Here is an 18823-nt window from a genome sequence, read left to right on the forward strand (position 1 = left end):
GGGGAGGGAGGCAGGGGGCGGTGTCGGTCATGCGGCGATTCTCTTACACTGCCGCCATGAAGAAAGAGTTTGTGGCCGCGCATCTGGACGTCAAGGCCTTCGCCCAGGACGGCGCCAGCCTGTCGGGGCAGGATCCGCTGCAGGACTATCCGCGCCTGGTGGCCGAATCGAAAGGCGAGCCCGCCGGCCTGAGCGTCAACTGGTCGGCTCGTGGCGAGGCCCGCGCGCAGGCCGGCGCCACCGATCAGCTCTGGCTGCACCTGCGGGCCCAGGTCAGCCTGCCGCTGATCTGTCAGCGCTGTCTGGGGGCCGTGATGATCGCGGTCGAGGTGGAGCGCCCGTTCCGCTTCGTCGCCGACGAGGCCACGGCCGCCGCGCTCGATGACGAGAGCGAGGAGGACGTGCTGGTGCTGGATCGCGCCTTCGACCTGCCCGCCCTGATCGAGGACGAGCTGCTGATGGCCCTGCCCCTGGTGCCGCGCCATGAAAGCTGCCCCAGCGAGCCCAGGCTGGCCGTGGCGGATGCCGACTTCGAGGCCGAATCCGAGGCCAAGGCCCATCCGTTTGCGGCGCTGGCCCGTCTGCGCGGCGACAAATCGAACTGAATCAAGGCGTTGGGCTATAATGGCAGGCTTCGCGCGGATTGAGCCGCGCGTGCCCACTCACATTACGTTTTAACCAGAGGCTGCGCTGCCTTCACTTCGCGCGGCGTCATTTGCTTTCAAGGAGCCATCATGGCCGTCCAGCAGAACAAAAAGTCTCCCTCCAAGCGCGGCATGCACCGTTCGCACAACGCCCTGACGGTGCCGGGCATCGCCGTGGAGCCCACCACGGGCGAGACGCACCTGCGTCACCACATCAGCCCCAACGGCTTCTACCGTGGCCGTCAGGTTCTGAAGAACAAGTCCGAAGCCTGATCTCGCTGTCAGCACGGGGCCCGGGGTGCTACTTTCCAAGTAGCCGCGGGCCCTTGTCTTTGATGCGCCCGTCCTTTAGTCCCGCGGCCTTGCGCCGCCTGGAGTCGCCATGATCACCCTGTCTGTCGACTGCATGGGTGGCGACCATGGCCCCCGCGTCACGCTCGATGCCTGCCGGCGCTTTCTCGAGCGCCACGCCGACGTGGAACTGCTGCTGGTCGGTCGGCCCGAGGCCCTGGGCGGTCTGGTGCATGCGCGCGCCCGCGTCGTGGCCGCCAGCGAACTGGTGAGCATGGACGATCCGGTCGAGGTGGCGCTGCGCCGCAAGAAGGACTCGTCCATGCGCGTGGCGATACAGCAGGTCAAGGACGGCGCCGCCGCGGCGGCCGTCTCGGCCGGCAATACCGGCGCCCTGATGGCGATCGCGCGCTACCTGCTCAAGACCGTGGAGGGCATAGACCGCCCGGCCATCGCCACCCAGATGCCCAACGCCCGCGGCGGCGCGACCACGGTGCTCGACCTGGGGGCCAATGTGGACTGCACGGCCGAGCACCTGCTGCAGTTCGCCGTGATGGGCTCGGCCCTGGTCTCGGTGCTCAAGGGCGACGACGATCCCACGGTCGGCCTGCTGAATATCGGCGAAGAGGTCATCAAGGGCAATGAGGTTATCAAGAAGGCCGGCGAACTGTTGCGTTCTGCAGGGAATTCCGGTGATCTCAATTTCTTCGGGAATGTCGAGGGCAACGACATCTTCAAGGGCACGACCGACATCGTGGTCTGTGACGGCTTCGTCGGCAACGTGGCGCTGAAGACCAGCGAGGGCTTGGCCGCGATGATAGGCGAGTTCCTCAAGACCGAGTTCTCGCGCAATATTTTCACTAAAATGGCTGGATTGATGGCCTATCCGGTCCTATCTGCGCTTAAAAAGCGCATGGATCATCGTCGCTACAACGGTGCGGCGCTGCTCGGCCTGCGCGGCCTGGTGTTCAAGAGTCATGGCTCGGCCGACGCCCTGGCTTTTGAGTACGCGCTCAAGCGGGCGTATGATGCGGCCCGAAACAACTTGCTGGCCCGCGTCCAGGCCCGTATCGCGCATGCCGCGCCGCTGCTCGCGGCCGCCGCCCAGCCCGATCTGCCTGCGGCGGCAAGCCTGGATTAAGTGAACAGGCCTTCATGAGACGTTATTCCCGCATTACCGGCACCGGCAGCTACCTGCCGCCGCGCCGGTTGACCAATGCCGACCTGGTGGCCGAACTGGCTGCCCAGGGCGTGGAGACTTCGGACGAGTGGATCGTCGAACGCACGGGCATACGCGCGCGCCACTTCGCCGCGCCCGAGATGGCCAGCAGCGACCTGGGCCTGGAGGCTGCGAAGAACGCGTTGGCTGCCGCAGGCGTAGCCGCCCAGGACATCGACCTGATCATCGTCGCCACGTCCACGCCGGACATGGTGTTTCCCTCCACGGCTGCCATCCTGCAGCACAAGCTGGGCGCGGCGGGCTGCCCGGCCTTCGACGTGCAGGCGGTCTGCAGCGGCTTCATCTACGCGCTCACCGTGGCCGACGCGATGATCCAGACCGGCACGGCCACGCGCGCCCTGGTGGTCGGCGCCGAGGTGTTCAGCCGCATCCTCGATTTCAAGGACCGCACGACCTGCGTGCTGTTCGGCGACGGCGCCGGCGCCGTGGTGCTCGAGGCTTCGGACCGGCCCGGCATCCTGGCGACCGACATCCATGCCGACGGCAAGCATGTGGGCATCCTCTGCGTGCCCGGCCATGTCTCGGGCGGCAACGTGCTGGGCGACCCGGTGCTCAAGATGGACGGCCAGGCCGTGTTCAAGCTGGCCGTGGGCGTGCTCGAGGAAGCCGCGCGCGCCACGCTGGCCAAGGCGGAACTCAGCGAGGCCGACATCGACTGGCTGATCCCGCACCAGGCCAACATCCGCATCATGCAGAGCACGGCGCGCAAGCTCAAGCTGCCGATGGACAAGGTAGTGGTTACGGTCGACCAGCACGGCAACACCTCGGCTGCCTCGATCCCGCTGGCGCTGGACGCCGCGGTGCGCGCCGGCCAAGTCAAGCAGGGCCAGACCCTGATGCTCGAGGGCGTGGGCGGCGGCTTCACCTGGGGCGCCGTGCTCCTCAGGTTCTAGGCCATAGCGGCCGCGGCGCGCCGGGCGCATTGTTCTTACCATCGATACGGTCAACCACATGACTTCGTTTGCTTTTGTCTTTCCGGGCCAGGGCTCGCAGGCGGTCGGCATGCTCGACGCCTGGGGCGACCACCCCGCCGTGCGTGACACCCTGCGGGAGGCCTCCGACGCGCTAGGCGAGGACGTCGCCCGCCTGATCCACGAGGGCCCCAAGGAGGCCCTGGCGCTGACCACCAACACCCAGCCCGTGATGCTGGTGGCGGGCGTCGCCGCCTATCGCGCCTGGCGCGCCGAGGGCGGCGCCCAGCCGGCCGTGGTGGCCGGCCATTCCCTGGGCGAGTACTCGGCCCTGGTGGCTTCGGGCGTGCTGATGCTGGCGCAGGCCGCGCCGCTGGTGCGCTTTCGTGCCGCGGCGATGCAGGAGGCCGTGCCGGTGGGGCAGGGCGCCATGGCGGCCATCCTCGGCATGGAGGCCGCGAAGGTGATCGCCGGCTGCGCCGAGGCCCAGGCCAGCTTCGGTGCGGACAGCGCCGAGGTGGTCGAGGCGGTCAACTTCAACGATCCGGCGCAGACCGTGATCGCCGGCAGCAAGGCGGCGGTGGAGAAGGCCTGCGAGCTGCTCAAGGCGGGCGGCGCTAAGCGCGCCCTGCCGCTGCCGGTGTCGGCGCCTTTCCATTCCAGCCTGATGAAGCCCGCGGCCGAGAAGCTGCGCGAGAAGCTGGCGGACACCGCGCTGTCCGCGCCACAGATCCCGGTGCTCAACAACATCGACGTGGCGGTGGAGAGCGAGGCCGAGCGCATCCGCGACGCGCTCTACCGCCAGGCCTTCGGCCCGGTGCGCTGGGTCGAATGTGTGCAGGCGATCAAGTCGCGCGGCATGAAGACCGTGGTCGAGTGCGGCCCGGGCAAGGTGCTGGCCGGCATGGCCCGGCGCATCGACGCCGAACTGACCGGCGTGGCGCTGTTCGACCCGGCCACGCTGGCCGAAGTGAAGGGACTTGTGCAATGAGCGCCGCCGGGCCGTCCCAAGGCGCGAAGGCCCCCTCGGGGCCGGGCCGAAGCGTGATGCCTCGGCACGTGCATAGCGCAGGCCCGGCATGGGCTCGCTGCGCTGTACAACTGCGCGCACGGACGCTGCGCGAGCCCAGTGCAGCACACGAAGTGGCAAACGTGGGGGGTATATGAGCGAGATCAAATTCGAAGGCCAGGTGGCCCTGGTCACCGGTGCCTCGCGCGGCATCGGTGCGGCGATCGCGCAGGAACTGGCGCGCCAGGGGCTGAAGGTGGTCGGCACGGCCACCTCCGACGACGGCGCAGAGAAGATCAGCGCCGCTTTGGCGGCGTTCCCGGGCAGCCGAGGCGCCAAGCTGGACGTCAACGACGCGGCGGCTGCCGAGGCGCTGATCGATGCCATCGTCAAGGAGCATGGCGGCCTGCAGGTGCTGGTCAACAACGCCGGCATCACGCGCGACATGCTGGCCATGCGCCTGAAGGACGAGGACTGGGACGCGGTGCTGGACACCAACCTCAAGGCCGTGTTCCGCATGAGCCGCGCCGTGATCCGGCCCATGATGAAGCAGCGCTACGGCCGCATCGTCAGCATCACCAGCGTGGTGGGCGCCTCGGGCAACCCCGGCCAGGCCAACTATGCGGCCGCCAAGGCCGGGGTGGCCGGCATGACGCGCGCGCTGGCGCGCGAGCTCGGCAGCCGCAACATCACGGTGAACTGCGTGGCGCCGGGCTTCATCGAGACCGACATGACGGCCAGCCTGCCCGAGGAGCAGCAAAAGGCGCTGCTGGGCCAGATCCCGCTGGGCCACCTGGGCAAGCCGGCCGACATCGCGCATGCCGTGGCCTACCTCGCGAGTCCTCAGGCCGCCTATGTGACGGGCCAGGAATTGCACGTCAACGGCGGCATGTTCATGGCCTGAGGCCGACAGGCTGCGAGCCGGCCGCGACGGGGAGGTTCCGGGCGGCGGGTAAAATCCACTTTTTTCACAACCCTCAGAGGGAACCATGAGCGATATCGAAGCACGTGTCAAAAAAATCATCGCCGAGCAACTCGGCGTGGAAGAGTCTCAAGTCACCAATGAAAAAGCCTTCGTGGCCGATCTCGGTGCCGACTCGCTGGACACGGTGGAGCTGGTGATGGCGCTGGAAGACGAGTTCGGCATCGAGATCCCCGACGAGGACGCGGAGAAGATCACCACGGTGCAGGCCGCCATCGATTACGCCAACAGCAAGAAGGCCTGATTCCGTGAGTGCCGCTGGACCGCTCCAAGGCGCGAAGGCCCCCTCGGGGCCGGGCCGAAGCGTCATGCCTCGGAACGTGCATAGCGTAGGCCCGGCATGGGCTCGCTTCACTGTACAGCTGCGCGCACGGACGTTGCGCGAGCCCAGCGCAGCTCACAAAGTGGCAAGCGTGGGGGCGGTGGTATGACCCGGCGCCGCGTTGTTGTAACGGGTTTGGGATGCATCAGCCCCGTGGGCAACACGGTGGCCGATGCATGGGCCAACCTGTTGGCTGGAAATTCCGGCATCGACCTGATCACCAAGTTCGATGCCACGAACTTCGCCTGCAAGATCGCCGGCGAGGTCAAGGGTTTCGACCTGGAGTCCTACATCTCCGCCAAAGAGGCGCGGACCATGGACACCTTCATCCACTACGGCATCGCCGCTGCGGCCCAGGCCGTGGCCGACGCCGGCCTGCCCACCGGAGAGGCCCTGGGTGAAGAGCAGGCCACGCGCATAGGCTGCGTGATCGGCTCGGGCATCGGCGGTCTGCCGATGATCGAGGAGACCCATGCCGAGCTGACGAACCGCGGTCCGCGCAGGATCTCGCCGTTCTTCGTGCCGGCGTCCATCATCAACATGATTTCCGGCCATGTGTCGATGAAGTTCGGCTTCAAGGGGCCGAACATCGCCATCGTCACGGCCTGCACCACGGGCCTGCACTGCATCGGCGATGCCGGCCGCATGATCGAATACGGAGACGCCGACGTGGTGGTCGCCGGCGGTTCCGAGGCCACGGTATCGCCCCTGGGCGTGGGCGGCTTCGCCGCGATGCGCGCCCTGTCCACGCGCAACGACGACCCGCGCACGGCCTCGCGCCCCTGGGACAAGGACCGCGACGGCTTCGTGCTGGGCGAGGGTGCCGGCGTGCTGGTGCTCGAGGAGTACGAACACGCCAAGGCGCGCGGCGCGAAGATCTACGCCGAGCTGGCGGGCTTCGGCATGAGCGCCGACGCCGGCCATATGACCGCGCCCAACATGGACGGTCCGCGCCGCGCCATGGTCAACGCCTTGCGCAATGCCGGCGTCAATGCCGACCAGGTCGACTACCTGAACGCGCACGGCACCTCGACCCCGCTGGGCGACATCAACGAGTCGAACGCGATCAAGGCCGCCCTGGGCGACCACGCCAAGAAAATCGTGGTGAACTCGACCAAGTCCATGACCGGCCACCTGCTGGGCGGCGCGGGCGGCATCGAGAGCGTGTTCACGGTGCTGGCGCTGCACCAGCAGAAGAGCCCGCCGACCATCAACATCTTCAACCAGGATCCGGAATGCGACCTGGACTACTGCGCCAACACCGCGCGGGACATGAAGATCGATGTGGCGGTGAAGAACAACTTCGGCTTCGGCGGCACGAACGGCACCCTGGTGTTCAAGCGCGTCTGAGCGTCCCTGCCCATGCACAGCGCCCCATCGGTGACCTACCCGGTGGGGCGTTCGCGCTTTCTGGCCCTGCTGCTGCTCTCGCTCTGGCTGGCGGGCGCGGGCGTGGCCGGGCTCTGGTGGCGCGCGCCGGGCGGCCAGGGCTGGCGGCTGGCCCTGGTGCTGGCTGCCCTGCTGCTGGCCGCTGGCCTGGCCTGGCGATTCTGGCGTTCGCTGGCAGCACTGGCCCTGTGCTGGGACGGCCATTCCTGGCGGCTGCGCGCCGGCGCGCCGGATATGGCTGCGCCTGAGCTCGCCGGTCGCCTGAGCGTGCAACTGGACCTGCAGCGCCACCTGCTGCTGTGCCTGCACGGCCGCCCGGAGGACGGCAGGCCCGCGCAGCTTTGGCTCTGGGCCGAGGCCAAGGCCGATCCGGCGCGCTGGCACGCGCTGCGCTGTGCGGTATATTCGCGCGCCATGACCGATCCACGGACCGGCCCCGATGCCGGCGCCGTGCCCCCATGACCTTGCCGCCTTCCTCCCCGCCCCCAGAGCCACCCGGCCCCGACGCCAACGCCACGGACAGCGACCTGCGCCTGGTCGAGCGCACGGTGGCGGGCGACCAGCGCGCCTTCGAGCTGCTGGTGATCAAGTACCAGCGCCGCATCGAGCGTCTGATCGGCCGCATGGTGCGCGACGTCGACCTGGTCGAGGACATTGCCCAGGAGACCTTCATCCGCGCCTACCGGGCCCTGCACCAGTTCCGCGGCGAGGCCCAGTTCTACACCTGGCTGTACCGCATCGCCGTCAACACGGCCAAGAAGGCCCTGGTCGATCTCAAGCGCAACCCGGTGCTGACCGAGAGCGCGCTGCTGGCGGCCGACGACGACGATGAAACTTCCCGCCATGAGAACGAACTAACCACCGCAGAAACCCCTGAATCCGAACTGGCCGCCCGGGAAATCGCCGCCGCGGTGAGTTCGGCCATGGAGGCCCTGCCCGAGGATTTGCGGCAGGCCGTGACATTGCGCGAGATCGAAGGTTTGAGCTACGAAGAGATTGCGGAGGCCATGAACTGCCCCATAGGTACGGTGCGCTCGCGCATCTTTCGCGCCCGCGAGGCGATTTCGGCCAGGGTCAAGCCCCTGCTGAACCATCAGTCGGGCAAGCGCTGGTAGGCGGTTTCGGCGAGCAAGGTGAGCCAGATGAACATGAATGAAGTCCTGATGCGGCGTGAGCAGATGTCGGCCCTGGCCGACGGGCAGTTGAACGGCGGTGAGTTTGCGGATGCCGTCGAGGCGGCGACGCTGGATGCCGACGCGCGCGAGAGCTGGCACCTCTACCACCTGGTGGGTGACGTGCTGCGCTCCAGCGAGCTGGCCGCCTGCGGCCACGACCGTGGCTTCGCGAGCCGCCTCAGCCAGCGCCTGCAGGCCGAGGCGCTGCCGCGTCCCACCGCCCCGCACGGGCCGCAACCAGGGCCGCTGTTCGCCCACTCTGCCGAAGCCGCGGATGAACAGCGCTCCTGGCGCGCCGGCCGGCCGGCGGCCAATGCCTCGCTGCTGCGCTGGAAGCTGGCGGCGGGTGTCGCCTCACTGGCGGCCCTGGGCACGCTGAGCTGGAGCCTGCTCGGCGGCCTGGGCCAGGGGCCGCAGGGCGGCCAGCTGGCGCAGCTCGTGCCGGCGCCTGGGGCGACCCTGGTGGCCCTGCCCGGCGCCCAGCCTGCGCGCATGATCCGCGATCCCCGCCTGGACGAGCTGCTGGCCGCCCATCGCCAGCTCGGCGGGGCCTCGGCCTTGCAGAATTCCTCGGGCTTCCTGCGCAACGCCACTTTCGAAGGGGCGGAGCGTTGAATCCCTGGTTTGATCGCCGCGCCCTGGGCGCCCTGCCGGCCCTGGCGCTGTTCGCCTGGACGGCGCTCGCGGGTGCGCCGGCTTCGGCCCAGGCGCCATCGCCTTCGGGCGCTGTGACCGCCCGGGCGGCCGAGCGCAGCGTGGCCGACTGGCTGGTGCGCCTGCACGACGCCTCGCGCCGGCGCAGCTACACGGGCACCTTTGTCGTGTCCTCGGCCTCGGGCGCCATGTCCAGTGCGCGCATCTGGCATGTTTGCGACGGCGAGCAGCAGATGGAGCGCGTGGAGGCGCTGAGCGGCCCGCCGCGCACCACGATACGCCGCAACGACCAGGTCGTCACCTTCCTGCCCGAGGCCAAGGTGGCGCGCATCGAGAAGCAGGAATCGTCGGCGCTGTTCCCCAACCTGCTCGATTCGGTCGACCCGGCGATCGCCGAGTTCTACGGTGTGCGCCAGCAGGGCAGCGACCGCGTGGCCGGCTTCGACACCGACATCGTGCTGCTGCAGCCCAAGGACCCCCTGCGCTTTGGCTACCGCATCTGGAGCGAGAAGAAGACCGGCCTGGTGGTGAAGCTGCAGACCCTGGACACCGAAGGCCGCGTGCTCGAGCAGGCGGCCTTCTCCGAGCTGCAGTTCGAGGCGCCGGTGCGCATGGACAAGCTGGCCCAGATGATGGGCAACACCGAGGGCTACCGCGTCGAGAAGGCCGAGCAGGTCAGGACCACGCCCGCGGCCGAGGGCTGGGCGCTCAAGGCGCCGGTGCCGGGCTTCAAGTCCATGAGCTGCTGGCGGCGCGCGACGGCCGGCGTGACCGAGTCGGTGCTGCAATGGGTGTTCTCCGACGGCCTGGCCTCGGTGTCCCTGTTCGTCGAGCCCTACGACCGCCAGCGCCACGGCCAGGAGGCGGCGCTGGCCATGGGCGCCACGCACACGCTCACGCGCCGCATGAGCGACAAGGGCGGCGACTGGTGGCTCACCGCCGTCGGCGAGGTGCCGGCGGCCACGCTCAAGGCCTTCGCGCAAGGCCTTGAGCGCAGGAAATGAATCCCCATCTTCGACAGCCGCAAGCCCGGTTGTGTCTTCATGTCTGGATGAAAGGACGATGATGTTGCGAGTCGATTGGAAGAATTGGCGTGCGCTGGCTCTGGCGGCGGCGCTGGGCGCCGGCAGCCTCTCGGTGTTGCTGAACACGACGCCGGTGTCGGCCCAGCCCGCGCCACCATCTGCGGCGGCGCGTGCCCTGCCCGATTTCACCGACCTGGTGGAGCAGGTCGGCCCCTCGGTGGTGAACATCCGCACGCTGGAGCGGGTGCGCCAGGGCGGCCCGGCGGCCAATGGCATGGACGAGGAGATGCAGGAGTTCTTCCGCCGCTTCTTCGGCGTGCCGCTGCCCAATGTGCCGCGCCAGGGGCCGCGTCCCAACCGGCCGCAGGAGGACGAGCCACAGCAGCGCGGTCTGGGCTCGGGCTTCGTGCTCACGGCCGACGGCTACGTCATGACCAACGCCCATGTGGTCGACGGCGCCGACGAGGTGCTGGTTACGCTGACCGACAAGCGCGAGTTCAAGGCCCGCATCATCGGCACCGACAAGCGCACCGACGTGGCCGTGGTCAAGATCGAGGCCACGGGCCTGCCCGCCGTCAAGGTGGGCGACGTGGGCCGCCTCAAGGTGGGCGAGTGGGTGATGGCGATCGGCTCGCCATTCGGCCTGGAGAACAGCGTGACCGCCGGCATCGTGAGCGCCAAGCAGCGCGATACCGGGGACTACCTGCCCTTCATCCAGACCGACGTGGCGATCAACCCCGGCAACTCGGGCGGGCCGCTGATCAACCTGCGCGGCGAGGTGGTCGGCATCAACAGCCAGATCTATTCGCGCTCGGGCGGCTTCATGGGCATTTCGTTCGCGATCCCTATCGACGAGGCCATGCGCGTGAGCGACCAGCTGCGCGCCCAGGGGCGCGTCACGCGCGGGCGCATCGGCGTGCAGATCGACCAGGTGACCAAGGACGTGGCCGAGTCGATCGGTTTGGGGCTTGTCCGGGGCGCGCTGGTGCGCAGCGTCGAAAGCGGCTCGCCGGCCGACAAGGCCGGTCTGGAGGCGGGCGACATCATCCTTCGCTTCGACGGCAAGACCATAGACAAGGCTTCGGACCTGCCGCGCCTGGTGGGCGCCACCCGGCCCGGCACGCGCAGCACGCTGAGCGTGTTCCGCCGCGGCGCGACCCGCCAGGTCGCGATCACCATCGGCGAGCTGGAGCCCGACAAGCCCGCGCGCAAGGCCGCCGACCGCGAGGAGAAGCCCAAGGCGGCCTCGCCGGCCGGGCAGTGGCTGGGGCTGGCGGTGAGCGAGCTCAGCGAGGCGCAGAAGAAGGAGCTCAAGCTCAAGGGCGGCGTGCGGGTCGATGCGGCGACCGACGCCGCGGCCCGTGCCGGCCTGCGCGAGGGCGACGTGATCCTGGCGATCGCCAACACCGAGGTGGCCAGCGTGCGCGAATTCGAGGCGGTCGTGGGGCGGGCCGACAAGAGCAAGCCCGTGAACGTGCTGTTCCGCCGCGACGAATGGGCCCAGTATGTGCTGATCCGGCCGTCGCGCTGAGGGCCGTTGCCGGCACCTGCCGGGAAGTCAAGAAGCCCCATCCCGGACTCGGGTTTGGGGCTTTTTTGCGACGCCCGGGCCGAGCCGTGGCGCCGTCCGGAATTTTTTTTCGGACCCTGCGGAGTCGGGTATTTGTTTGTGATCACTAACTTAATTTCGGGGCTAATAACAAGATTGGATAGAATCGAGGCTGTCTGAAGGCGATTAATGGCATATTGAAATTGCCCGAGTCCACGATGCGGGATGAGTTGTGACAGTCCACCGACCATCCACAGATCGCCCACAAGTTGTCCAGAATCGTTGCGCCCAGTCTTGTTGATAAGTTGTGTATAAAATTCCTGTTGCAGCGCTGCAACGACTCCCTGGTGCCGGTTCTTGGGCTGTACGTTCGGGGCTTTTTGCCTACAATGAAGTCCCAACTATCGCAGTTGCCATTGATTGTTGGTTTAGGGCGCGTCATCACTCGACGCGCCCTTTTTTCTTGTCATGCGTCCTTTTAATTCAATCACTTGAAGCGCCTCGTTGATGAATCACATCAGAAACTTTTCGATCATTGCCCACATTGACCACGGCAAGTCGACGCTGGCTGACCGCTTGATCCAGCGCTGCGGAGGGCTGGAAGAGCGCGAGATGGAGGCCCAGGTGCTTGACTCGATGGACATCGAGAAAGAGCGTGGGATAACCATCAAGGCACAGACCGCTGCGTTGCAGTACAAGGCGCGCGATGGCCAGGTCTACAACCTCAATCTGATCGACACGCCGGGGCACGTGGACTTTTCATACGAGGTCTCGCGTTCGCTGTCGGCCTGCGAGGGCGCGCTGCTCGTGGTCGATGCTTCGCAGGGCGTGGAAGCGCAGACCGTGGCCAACTGCTACACCGCGCTGGACCTCGGTGTCGAGGTGCTGCCCGTGCTCAACAAGATGGACCTGCCGCAGGCCGACCCCGACAACGCCAAGGCCGAGATCGAGGACGTGATCGGCATAGACGCGGGAGACGCGATTCCCTGCTCGGCCAAGACCGGCCTGGGCATAGACGAGATCCTCGAGGCCATCGTCGCCAAGGTGCCGGCGCCCAAGGGCAAGCCGCAAGGCCCGCTGCGCGCCATGATCATCGACAGCTGGTTCGACAGCTACGTGGGCGTGGTGATGCTGGTGCGCGTGGTCGACGGTCGCCTGGGCAAGGGCGAGCGCATCAAGATGATGGCCAGCGGCGCGAGCTACGAGGCCGGCAGCCTGGGCGTGTTCACGCCGGCCAACCAGCCGCGCGACTCGCTGGAGGCGGGCGAGGTGGGCTACATCATCGCCGGCATCAAGGAACTGCAGGCCGCCAAGGTCGGCGACACCATCACGCTGGAGAAGAAGCTGCCGAACAACGCCGGCCCGGCCAGCGAGCCGCTGCCCGGCTTCAAGGAGATCCAGCCCCAGGTGTTCGCCGGCCTGTACCCGACCGAGGCCAGCGAGTACGACTCGCTGCGCGATAGCCTGGAGAAGCTCAAGCTCAACGACGCCTCGCTGCACTACGAGCCCGAGGTCTCGCAGGCGCTGGGCTTCGGCTTCCGCTGCGGCTTCCTGGGCCTGCTGCACATGGAGATCGTGCAGGAGCGCCTGGAGCGCGAGTTCGACCAAGACCTGATCACCACCGCGCCCAGCGTGGTCTACCAGGTGGTCAAGGGCGACGGCGAGGTCGTCATGGTGGAGAACCCGTCCAAGATGCCCGACCAGGGCCGCCTCCAGGAGGTCCGCGAGCCCATCGTCACGGTGCACCTGTACATGCCGCAGGAATACGTGGGGCCGGTGATGACGCTGGCCAACCAGAAGCGCGGCGTGCAGATGAACATGGCCTACCACGGCCGCCAGGTGATGCTGACCTACGAGATGCCGCTGGGCGAGATCGTGCTGGACTTCTTCGACAAGCTCAAGTCGGTCAGCCGTGGTTACGCCTCCATGGACTACGAGTTCAAGGAGTGGCGCGCCTCCGACGTGGTCAAGGTCGACATCCTGCTCAACGGCGAGAAGGTCGACGCCTTGTCCATCATCGTGCACCGTTCGCAGTCGCAGTACCGGGGCCGCGCGGTGGTGGCCAAGATGCGCGAGATCATCAGCCGCCAGATGTACGACGTGGCGATCCAGGCCGCCATCGGCGCCAACATCATCGCGCGCGAAACCATCAAGGCGCTGCGCAAGAACGTGCTGGCAAAATGCTACGGCGGCGACATCACGCGCAAGCGCAAACTTCTCGAAAAACAAAAGGCGGGCAAGAAACGCATGAAGCAGATCGGTTCGGTCGAGGTGCCTCAGGAAGCCTTCCTCGCCATCCTGCAGGTGGAGGATTGATGGCCGTCCTCACTTCCATCATCCTCGCCGCCTTCGTCGGCTACGCCGGCGCCTGGTACTTCGGCCTGCTCGAAGGCAATTTCGCACTGCTGCTGTTTCTCGCGACCTTGGTCAGCGGCCTGTACTGGCTGGCCGAGCGCTTGCACTTCCTGCCGCGCCGGCGCCGGGCCGCCGAGGCCCTCGAAGCTCAGGCGGTGCAGCGCCGCGCCGAACTCGGCAAGATGGGCATCACCCAGGTCGACGGCGACGTGGCCGAGGCCCGGCAGCGCCTGATCATGCAGCCCTGGTGGCTGGATTGGACGGCTGGCCTGTTCCCGGTCATCGCCGTGGTATTCCTGCTGCGCAGCTTCCTGTTCGAGCCGTTCAAGATCCCCTCGGGCTCCATGGTGCCCACGCTGCTCATCGGCGACCTGATCCTGGTCAACAAGTTCACCTATGGCCTGCGCCTGCCGGTGATCAACACCAAGCTCACCGAAGGCAAGCCGCCCCAGCGCGGCGACGTGATGGTGTTCCGCTACCCGCCCAAGCCCAGCCTGGACTACATCAAGCGCGTGGTGGGCGTGCCGGGCGACGAGGTGGCCTACCTCAACAAGCGGCTGACCATCAACGGCCAGCCGGTCGCCACCAGCGCCATGCCCGAGTTCTTCGACGAATCGGCCATGCGCTACTTCAAGCAATTCGAGGAGTCGCTGGGCAACCACCAGCACCGCACGATCACCGACGACGATCGGCCGGCCTTCATCCCCGGCGCCGATGATTTTCCGAACCGCAAGAACTGCCGCTACAGTGTGGAAGGCGTGGTCTGCAAGGTGCCCGAGGGCCACTATTTCATGATGGGCGACAACCGCGATAATTCGCTGGACTCGCGCTACTGGGGCTTCGTGCCCGACAAGAACATCGTCGGCAGGGCCTTCTTCATCTGGATGAACTTCGGCCACCTCGGGCGCATCGGCTCCTTCAACTGAGGGGCGTCTCAAGGGCAGGAAAACAGCGTATGAAGCAGCATTTGAAATCGGGTCAGCGCGGCATTTCGTTCATCGGCCTGCTGGTGGTCGGCGGCCTGCTGGTGTTCGCCGGCGCCATGCTGGCCCAGGCCGTGCCTACCGTGGTGGAGTACTGGGCGATCCAGAAGGCCGCCAAGAAGGCCAGCGGCGGCAGCACCGTGGCCGAGGTGCGCGGCATCTTCGACAAGGCGGCCCAGATCGACGACATCAGCTCCGTCACCGGCAAGGACCTGGAAGTGAGCAAGGAAGGCGACAAGGTGGTGGTGGGCTTCGCCTACCAGAAGGAAATCCACATCGGCGGCCCGGCCTACCTGCTGCTCAAGTACAGCGGCCGCTCCAAGTGAGCGTGGACCCCGCACTGTCCGCGCTGCAAAAGCGTCTGCAGCATCCCTTCTCCGACCCGCGGCTGCTGCTGCGCGCGCTCACCCATCGAAGCTTCTCGGCGGACCACAACGAGCGCCTCGAATTCCTAGGCGACTCGGTGCTGAACCTGGCGGTCGCCCATCTGCTCTACGAGCGCCTGAGCGAACTGCCCGAGGGCGACCTCTCGCGCGTGCGCGCCAACCTGGTCAAGCAGGACACCCTGCACCGGCTGGCGCTGGGCCTGGGCCTGTCCGAGGTGCTGCGCCTGGGCGAGGGCGAGATGCGCTCGGGCGGCGCCCGGCGCCCCTCCATCCTGGCCGACGCGCTGGAGGCGGTGATAGGCGCGGTCTACCTGGACGCCGGCTGCGCCGTGGCCGAGGCCCTGGTGCGCCGGCTGTTCCAGGCCGTGGAGATCAATCCGCGCATGCAGGCCGCCGCCAAGGACGCCAAGACCGAGTTGCAGGAATGGCTGCAGGGGCGCAAGATGCAACTGCCGCAGTACCGCGTGGTCAGCACGCTGGGCGCGGCCCACCAGCAGACCTTCGACGTGGTCTGCGAGATCGCCGAGCTGGGCCTGTCCCAGCGCGGGCTGGGCGGCTCGCGCCGCGCCGGCGAACAGGCCGCCGCCGCGGCCATGCTGCAGACCCTGAAAGCCAAAACCCCATGATGGACGCCACCCAAGACCCCGCAGACCAGCCTGCCCCCGCCCCGGCGCCGGCCCAGGACCCGGCGGACATCACCGCCATGCTGAACCAGACGGCGACCCGTACAGGGCAGGCGGCCGTGCCCGGCCAGCGCTGCGGCCTGGTCGCCATCGTCGGCAAACCCAACGTGGGCAAGTCCACCCTGCTCAACGCGCTGGTGGGCCAGAAGATCAGCATCACCTCGCGCAAGGCCCAGACCACGCGCCACCGCATCACCGGCATCCGCACGCAGGGCGCGACGCAGTTCGTGTTCGTCGACACCCCGGGCTTCCAGACCCGTCACCACACGGCGCTCAACAAGTCGCTCAACAAGACCGTGCTGGGCGCGGTGGGCGACGTGGACCTGGTGCTGTTCGTGGTCGAGGCCGGCAGCTTCACGCTGGCCGACGCCAAGGTGCTGTCGCTGCTCAAGCCCGGCGTGCCCGCGCTGCTGATCGCCAACAAGCTCGACACCGTGCACCGCCGCGCCGAGATCGCGCCCTGGCTCAAGTCCATGCAGGAGCGCCATCCCTTCGCCGAGTTCGTGCCCATGTCGGCCAAGAACCCCAAGGACATCGAGCGCCTGCTGGGCATCTGCGAGAAATACCTGCCCGAGCAGGCCTGGTGGTACGGCGAGGACGAGCTGACCGACCGCAGCGAAAAGTTCCTGGCCAGCGAGATCGTGCGCGAGAAACTGTTCCGCTTCACCGGCGACGAGCTGCCCTACACCTCCACGGTGGTGGTGGACAAGTTCGACGAGGAAATGGGCCGCAACAAGAGCCGCCTGGTGCGCATCGCCGCCACCATCGTGGTCGAGCGCGACGGCCACAAGGCCATGGTGATCGGCGAGAAGGGCGAGCGCCTCAAGCGCATAGGCACCGAGGCGCGCCAGGAGCTCGAGAAGCTCATGGACTGTAAGGTGTTCCTCGAGCTCTGGGTCAAGGTGCGCTCGGGCTGGGCGGACGATGAGGCGCGGGTCAGGTCGTTCGGCTACGAGTGATTTTTTGAGAAACTGCTTGGCTGCACCTCGCGCCGCGTCAGGCGGTGCCCGGCGGGGGCTCATACTGTGGCGGTCGGCTTCGCCGACTGTGCTGCGATGCTCGCACCGGGGTCGCGCCGCAGAACTCGCTGCGTTCGCTGCGCTCACTTCGCTCAAACAACTGCGGCGAGCTAGTTTACGAAGCGCGCTGCGCGCGCCGACCCCGGCGCTGGCCTTGCAGGCCGCGTCGAACCAGTGGCCCGACTCGCTCGCCAGGCACAAACAGTCCACTGGACTGTTTGTGTCCGGGCTCGCCTTCTCGCCGCCACAGAAATCGCCCCCACCGGGCACCGCCTGCCGCGGCAAAGAGAAGACGCGATGAAGCGGATCGCCGACGAACCCGCCTACGTGCTGCACCGCTACGACTGGAGCGAGTCCAGCCTGATCCTGGAGGTGTTCACGCGCCACCACGGCCGCATCGCCCTGGTGGCCAAGGGGGCCAAGCGCCCGAGCTCGAACTTCCGGCCGGTGCTGCTGCCGCTGCAGCCGCTGCGCCTGGGCTGGGGCGGCGACGCCGAGATCCGCACGCTCAAGGGCGCGGAGTGGGTGGGGGGGCATGTGATGCCGACGGGCGAGGCCCTGCTGTCCGGCTACTACCTCAACGAGCTGCTGATGCGCCTGCTCGCGCGCGACGACCCGCACCCGGGCCTGTTCGACGCCTACGCGATGGCCGTGCAGATGCTGGCCAGCCAGCGCGGCGAACTGCTGCACGCGGCGCTGCGCGTGTTCGAGCTGCTGCTGCTGCGCGAGATCGGCCTGCTGCCGGCGCTCGACGCCCAGAGCCTGACCCTGGGCCCGCTGCAGGCCGAGAGCCTGTACTGCCTGGTGCCCGAGGGCGGGCTGCGCGAGGCGCACGAGGACGAGCGCGCGGCCCTGAGCGGCGCGCAATGGCAGGCCCTGCAGGCCGCGCTCGACGACGCTGCGCCGTTCACCGCCGCGCTGCGCGTGTGCGCGGGGCAGATGGGGGCGCTGCGGCCCCAGCTGCGCCAGCTGCTCCACTACCATTGCGGGATGAACCCGCTGCGCACGCGGCAGATGATGATGGACTTGCAGAACCTATGAATGCCTACGCCCCCACCACCAGCCGCACGGCGCTGTCGGTCAATGTCAACAAGGTGGCGCTGGTGCGCAACACGCGGCACCTGGGCATACCGAGCGTCACGCGCGCGGCCCAGCTGTGCCTTGAGGCCGGCGCGCAGGGCATCACCGTGCATCCGCGTCCCGATGAACGCCACATCCGCGCGCAGGACCTGTTCGAGCTGGCGGCGCTGATGCGGGGCTGGCCAGGCCGCGAGTTCAACATCGAGGGCAACCCCTTCCACAACCTGATGGACTTCGTGCGCCAGCTGCGCCCGCAGCAGGCGACCTTCGTGCCCGACAGCCAGGACCAGTTCACCAGCGACCATGGCTGGAGCTTCCCGGCCGACGCCGAGCGCCTGCGTCCACTGATCGCCGAATGCCGCGCCCTGGGCGTGCGCGTGAGCCTGTTCATGGACCCGGTGCCCGAGCAGATGGCCCAGGCCCGCGCCGCCGGCGCCGACCGCGTCGAGCTCTACACCGAGCCCTATGCCGCGGCCTGGGGCCAGGCCGGGCAGGGTGCGCAGCTCGCGCGCTACGCCGCGGCGGCCCAGGCCGCGCTCGACGCCGGCCTGGGCGTGAACGCGGGCCACGACCTGAGCCGCGACAACCTGGCCGACTTCCTGCGTGCCGTTCCCGGCGTGGCCGAAGTGTCAATCGGCCATGCCCTAATCTCGGACGCGCTGGAGCTGGGCTACGCCGCCACCGTCCAGGCCTACCTGCGCTGCATCCACCAGGCCTTCGCCGGATGATCTACGGCATAGGCACCGACATCTGCGACGTGCGGCGCATACGCGCCAGCCTGGACCGGCACGGCGAGCGCTTTGCGCGCAAGGTGCTCAGCGATGCCGAGCTCGCCACCTGGCGCGCGCGCAGCGAGCGCTGGCCCGAGCGCGGCGTGCGCTACCTGGCGACGCGCTTTTCGGCCAAGGAGGCCTTCAGCAAGGCCATCGGTCTGGGCATGCGCATGCCCATGAGCTGGCGCCTGTGCGAGGTCGGCAAGCTGGCCAGCGGCCAGCCCGTCATCGTGCTGCACGGCGGCCTCAAGGACTGGTTCGAGGCGCGCGGCCTGAGCGCGCACATCAGCGTGACCGACGAGAGCGACTACGCCGCCAGCTTCTGCGTGGTGGAAACCCGCCAGGTCCCACCC

General features: G+C 67.9%; 21 protein-coding genes. All 21 read left to right on the plus strand.

The features are described 5' to 3' along the window. Positions 1-56: 56 nt before the first annotated feature. Complete coding sequence (locus FFS10_RS20315; protein WP_137896425.1) at positions 57-605, plus strand: YceD family protein; 549 nt, start codon at positions 57-59, stop codon at positions 603-605. Between the two features lie 129 nt (positions 606-734). Then, on the plus strand, positions 735-917 hold the full coding sequence (gene rpmF, locus FFS10_RS20320) for a 50S ribosomal protein L32 (protein WP_011794326.1): 183 nt from the start codon (positions 735-737) through the stop codon (positions 915-917). A 109-nt stretch (positions 918-1026) separates the two neighbouring features. Next, positions 1027-2076, plus strand: coding sequence for a phosphate acyltransferase PlsX (gene plsX / locus FFS10_RS20325; protein WP_137896426.1), 1050 nt, complete (start codon positions 1027-1029; stop codon positions 2074-2076). Between the two features lie 14 nt (positions 2077-2090). Beyond that, positions 2091-3068 (plus strand): beta-ketoacyl-ACP synthase III, encoded by a 978-nt coding sequence (locus FFS10_RS20330; protein WP_137896427.1) that lies wholly within the window; start codon positions 2091-2093, stop codon positions 3066-3068. A gap of 58 nt (positions 3069-3126) precedes the next feature. Beyond that, complete coding sequence (fabD, locus tag FFS10_RS20335; RefSeq protein ID WP_137896428.1) at positions 3127-4077, plus strand: ACP S-malonyltransferase; 951 nt, start codon at positions 3127-3129, stop codon at positions 4075-4077. A gap of 172 nt (positions 4078-4249) precedes the next feature. Next, entirely contained in the window at positions 4250-4999 is a 750-nt protein-coding gene (fabG, locus tag FFS10_RS20340) for a 3-oxoacyl-ACP reductase FabG (RefSeq protein WP_137896429.1), read from the plus strand. 85 nt (positions 5000-5084) lie between these two features. Next, positions 5085-5321, plus strand: coding sequence for an acyl carrier protein (gene acpP / locus FFS10_RS20345; RefSeq protein ID WP_106703654.1), 237 nt, complete (start codon positions 5085-5087; stop codon positions 5319-5321). A gap of 183 nt (positions 5322-5504) precedes the next feature. Next, complete coding sequence (fabF, locus tag FFS10_RS20350) at positions 5505-6749, plus strand: beta-ketoacyl-ACP synthase II (protein ID WP_137896430.1); 1245 nt, start codon at positions 5505-5507, stop codon at positions 6747-6749. A 12-nt stretch (positions 6750-6761) separates the two neighbouring features. Continuing rightward, entirely contained in the window at positions 6762-7250 is a 489-nt protein-coding gene (locus FFS10_RS20355; RefSeq protein WP_137896431.1) for a hypothetical protein, read from the plus strand. Beyond that, a complete protein-coding gene (rpoE, locus tag FFS10_RS20360) occupies positions 7247-7903 on the plus strand; it encodes an RNA polymerase sigma factor RpoE (protein WP_137896432.1) in 657 nt (218 codons plus the stop codon). Before FFS10_RS20355 ends, rpoE begins: the two co-directional genes overlap by 4 nt. Positions 7904-7930: 27 nt before the next feature. Continuing rightward, positions 7931-8578: a sigma-E factor negative regulatory protein gene (locus FFS10_RS20365; protein ID WP_349654593.1), complete on the plus strand. Its 648-nt coding sequence runs from the start codon at positions 7931-7933 to the stop codon at positions 8576-8578. Continuing rightward, on the plus strand, positions 8575-9621 hold the full coding sequence (locus tag FFS10_RS20370; RefSeq protein WP_502702899.1) for a MucB/RseB C-terminal domain-containing protein: 1047 nt from the start codon (positions 8575-8577) through the stop codon (positions 9619-9621). The genes FFS10_RS20365 and FFS10_RS20370 overlap by 4 nt, the downstream gene beginning before the upstream one ends. 61 nt (positions 9622-9682) lie before the next feature. Continuing rightward, the gene (locus FFS10_RS20375; RefSeq protein WP_502702900.1) at positions 9683-11173 is read left to right on the plus strand and encodes a DegQ family serine endoprotease; all 1491 of its coding nucleotides are present in this window, start codon (positions 9683-9685) and stop codon (positions 11171-11173) included. Between the two features lie 525 nt (positions 11174-11698). Next, positions 11699-13507: a translation elongation factor 4 gene (lepA, locus tag FFS10_RS20380; RefSeq protein ID WP_137896434.1), complete on the plus strand. Its 1809-nt coding sequence runs from the start codon at positions 11699-11701 to the stop codon at positions 13505-13507. Next, the gene (lepB, locus tag FFS10_RS20385) at positions 13507-14472 is read left to right on the plus strand and encodes a signal peptidase I (RefSeq protein ID WP_137896435.1); all 966 of its coding nucleotides are present in this window, start codon (positions 13507-13509) and stop codon (positions 14470-14472) included. Before lepA ends, lepB begins: the two co-directional genes overlap by 1 nt. A 29-nt stretch (positions 14473-14501) precedes the next feature. Beyond that, on the plus strand, positions 14502-14855 hold the full coding sequence (locus tag FFS10_RS20390; RefSeq protein WP_137896436.1) for a DUF4845 domain-containing protein: 354 nt from the start codon (positions 14502-14504) through the stop codon (positions 14853-14855). A 2-nt stretch (positions 14856-14857) separates the two neighbouring features. Further along, positions 14858-15541, plus strand: a complete 684-nt coding sequence (gene rnc, locus FFS10_RS20395) for a ribonuclease III (RefSeq protein WP_137896437.1) — start codon at positions 14858-14860, stop codon at positions 15539-15541. After that, on the plus strand, positions 15538-16557 hold the full coding sequence (gene era, locus FFS10_RS20400; protein ID WP_171016106.1) for a GTPase Era: 1020 nt from the start codon (positions 15538-15540) through the stop codon (positions 16555-16557). The genes rnc and era overlap by 4 nt, the downstream gene beginning before the upstream one ends. 357 nt (positions 16558-16914) lie before the next feature. Next, positions 16915-17658 carry a DNA repair protein RecO gene (gene recO / locus FFS10_RS20405; protein ID WP_137896438.1) on the plus strand — a complete coding sequence of 248 codons (744 nt, stop codon included), beginning with the start codon at positions 16915-16917 and terminating at the stop codon, positions 17656-17658. Beyond that, positions 17655-18425, plus strand: coding sequence for a pyridoxine 5'-phosphate synthase (locus tag FFS10_RS20410; RefSeq protein ID WP_137896439.1), 771 nt, complete (start codon positions 17655-17657; stop codon positions 18423-18425). Before recO ends, FFS10_RS20410 begins: the two co-directional genes overlap by 4 nt. Further along, on the plus strand, positions 18422-18823 hold a 402-nt coding region (gene acpS / locus FFS10_RS20415), incomplete at its 3' end, for a holo-ACP synthase (protein ID WP_137896440.1). The genes FFS10_RS20410 and acpS, both read left to right, overlap by 4 nt.

Source organism: Ramlibacter sp. 2FC (assembly GCF_005503345.1).
GTDB lineage: Bacteria > Pseudomonadota > Gammaproteobacteria > Burkholderiales > Burkholderiaceae_C > SCMQ01.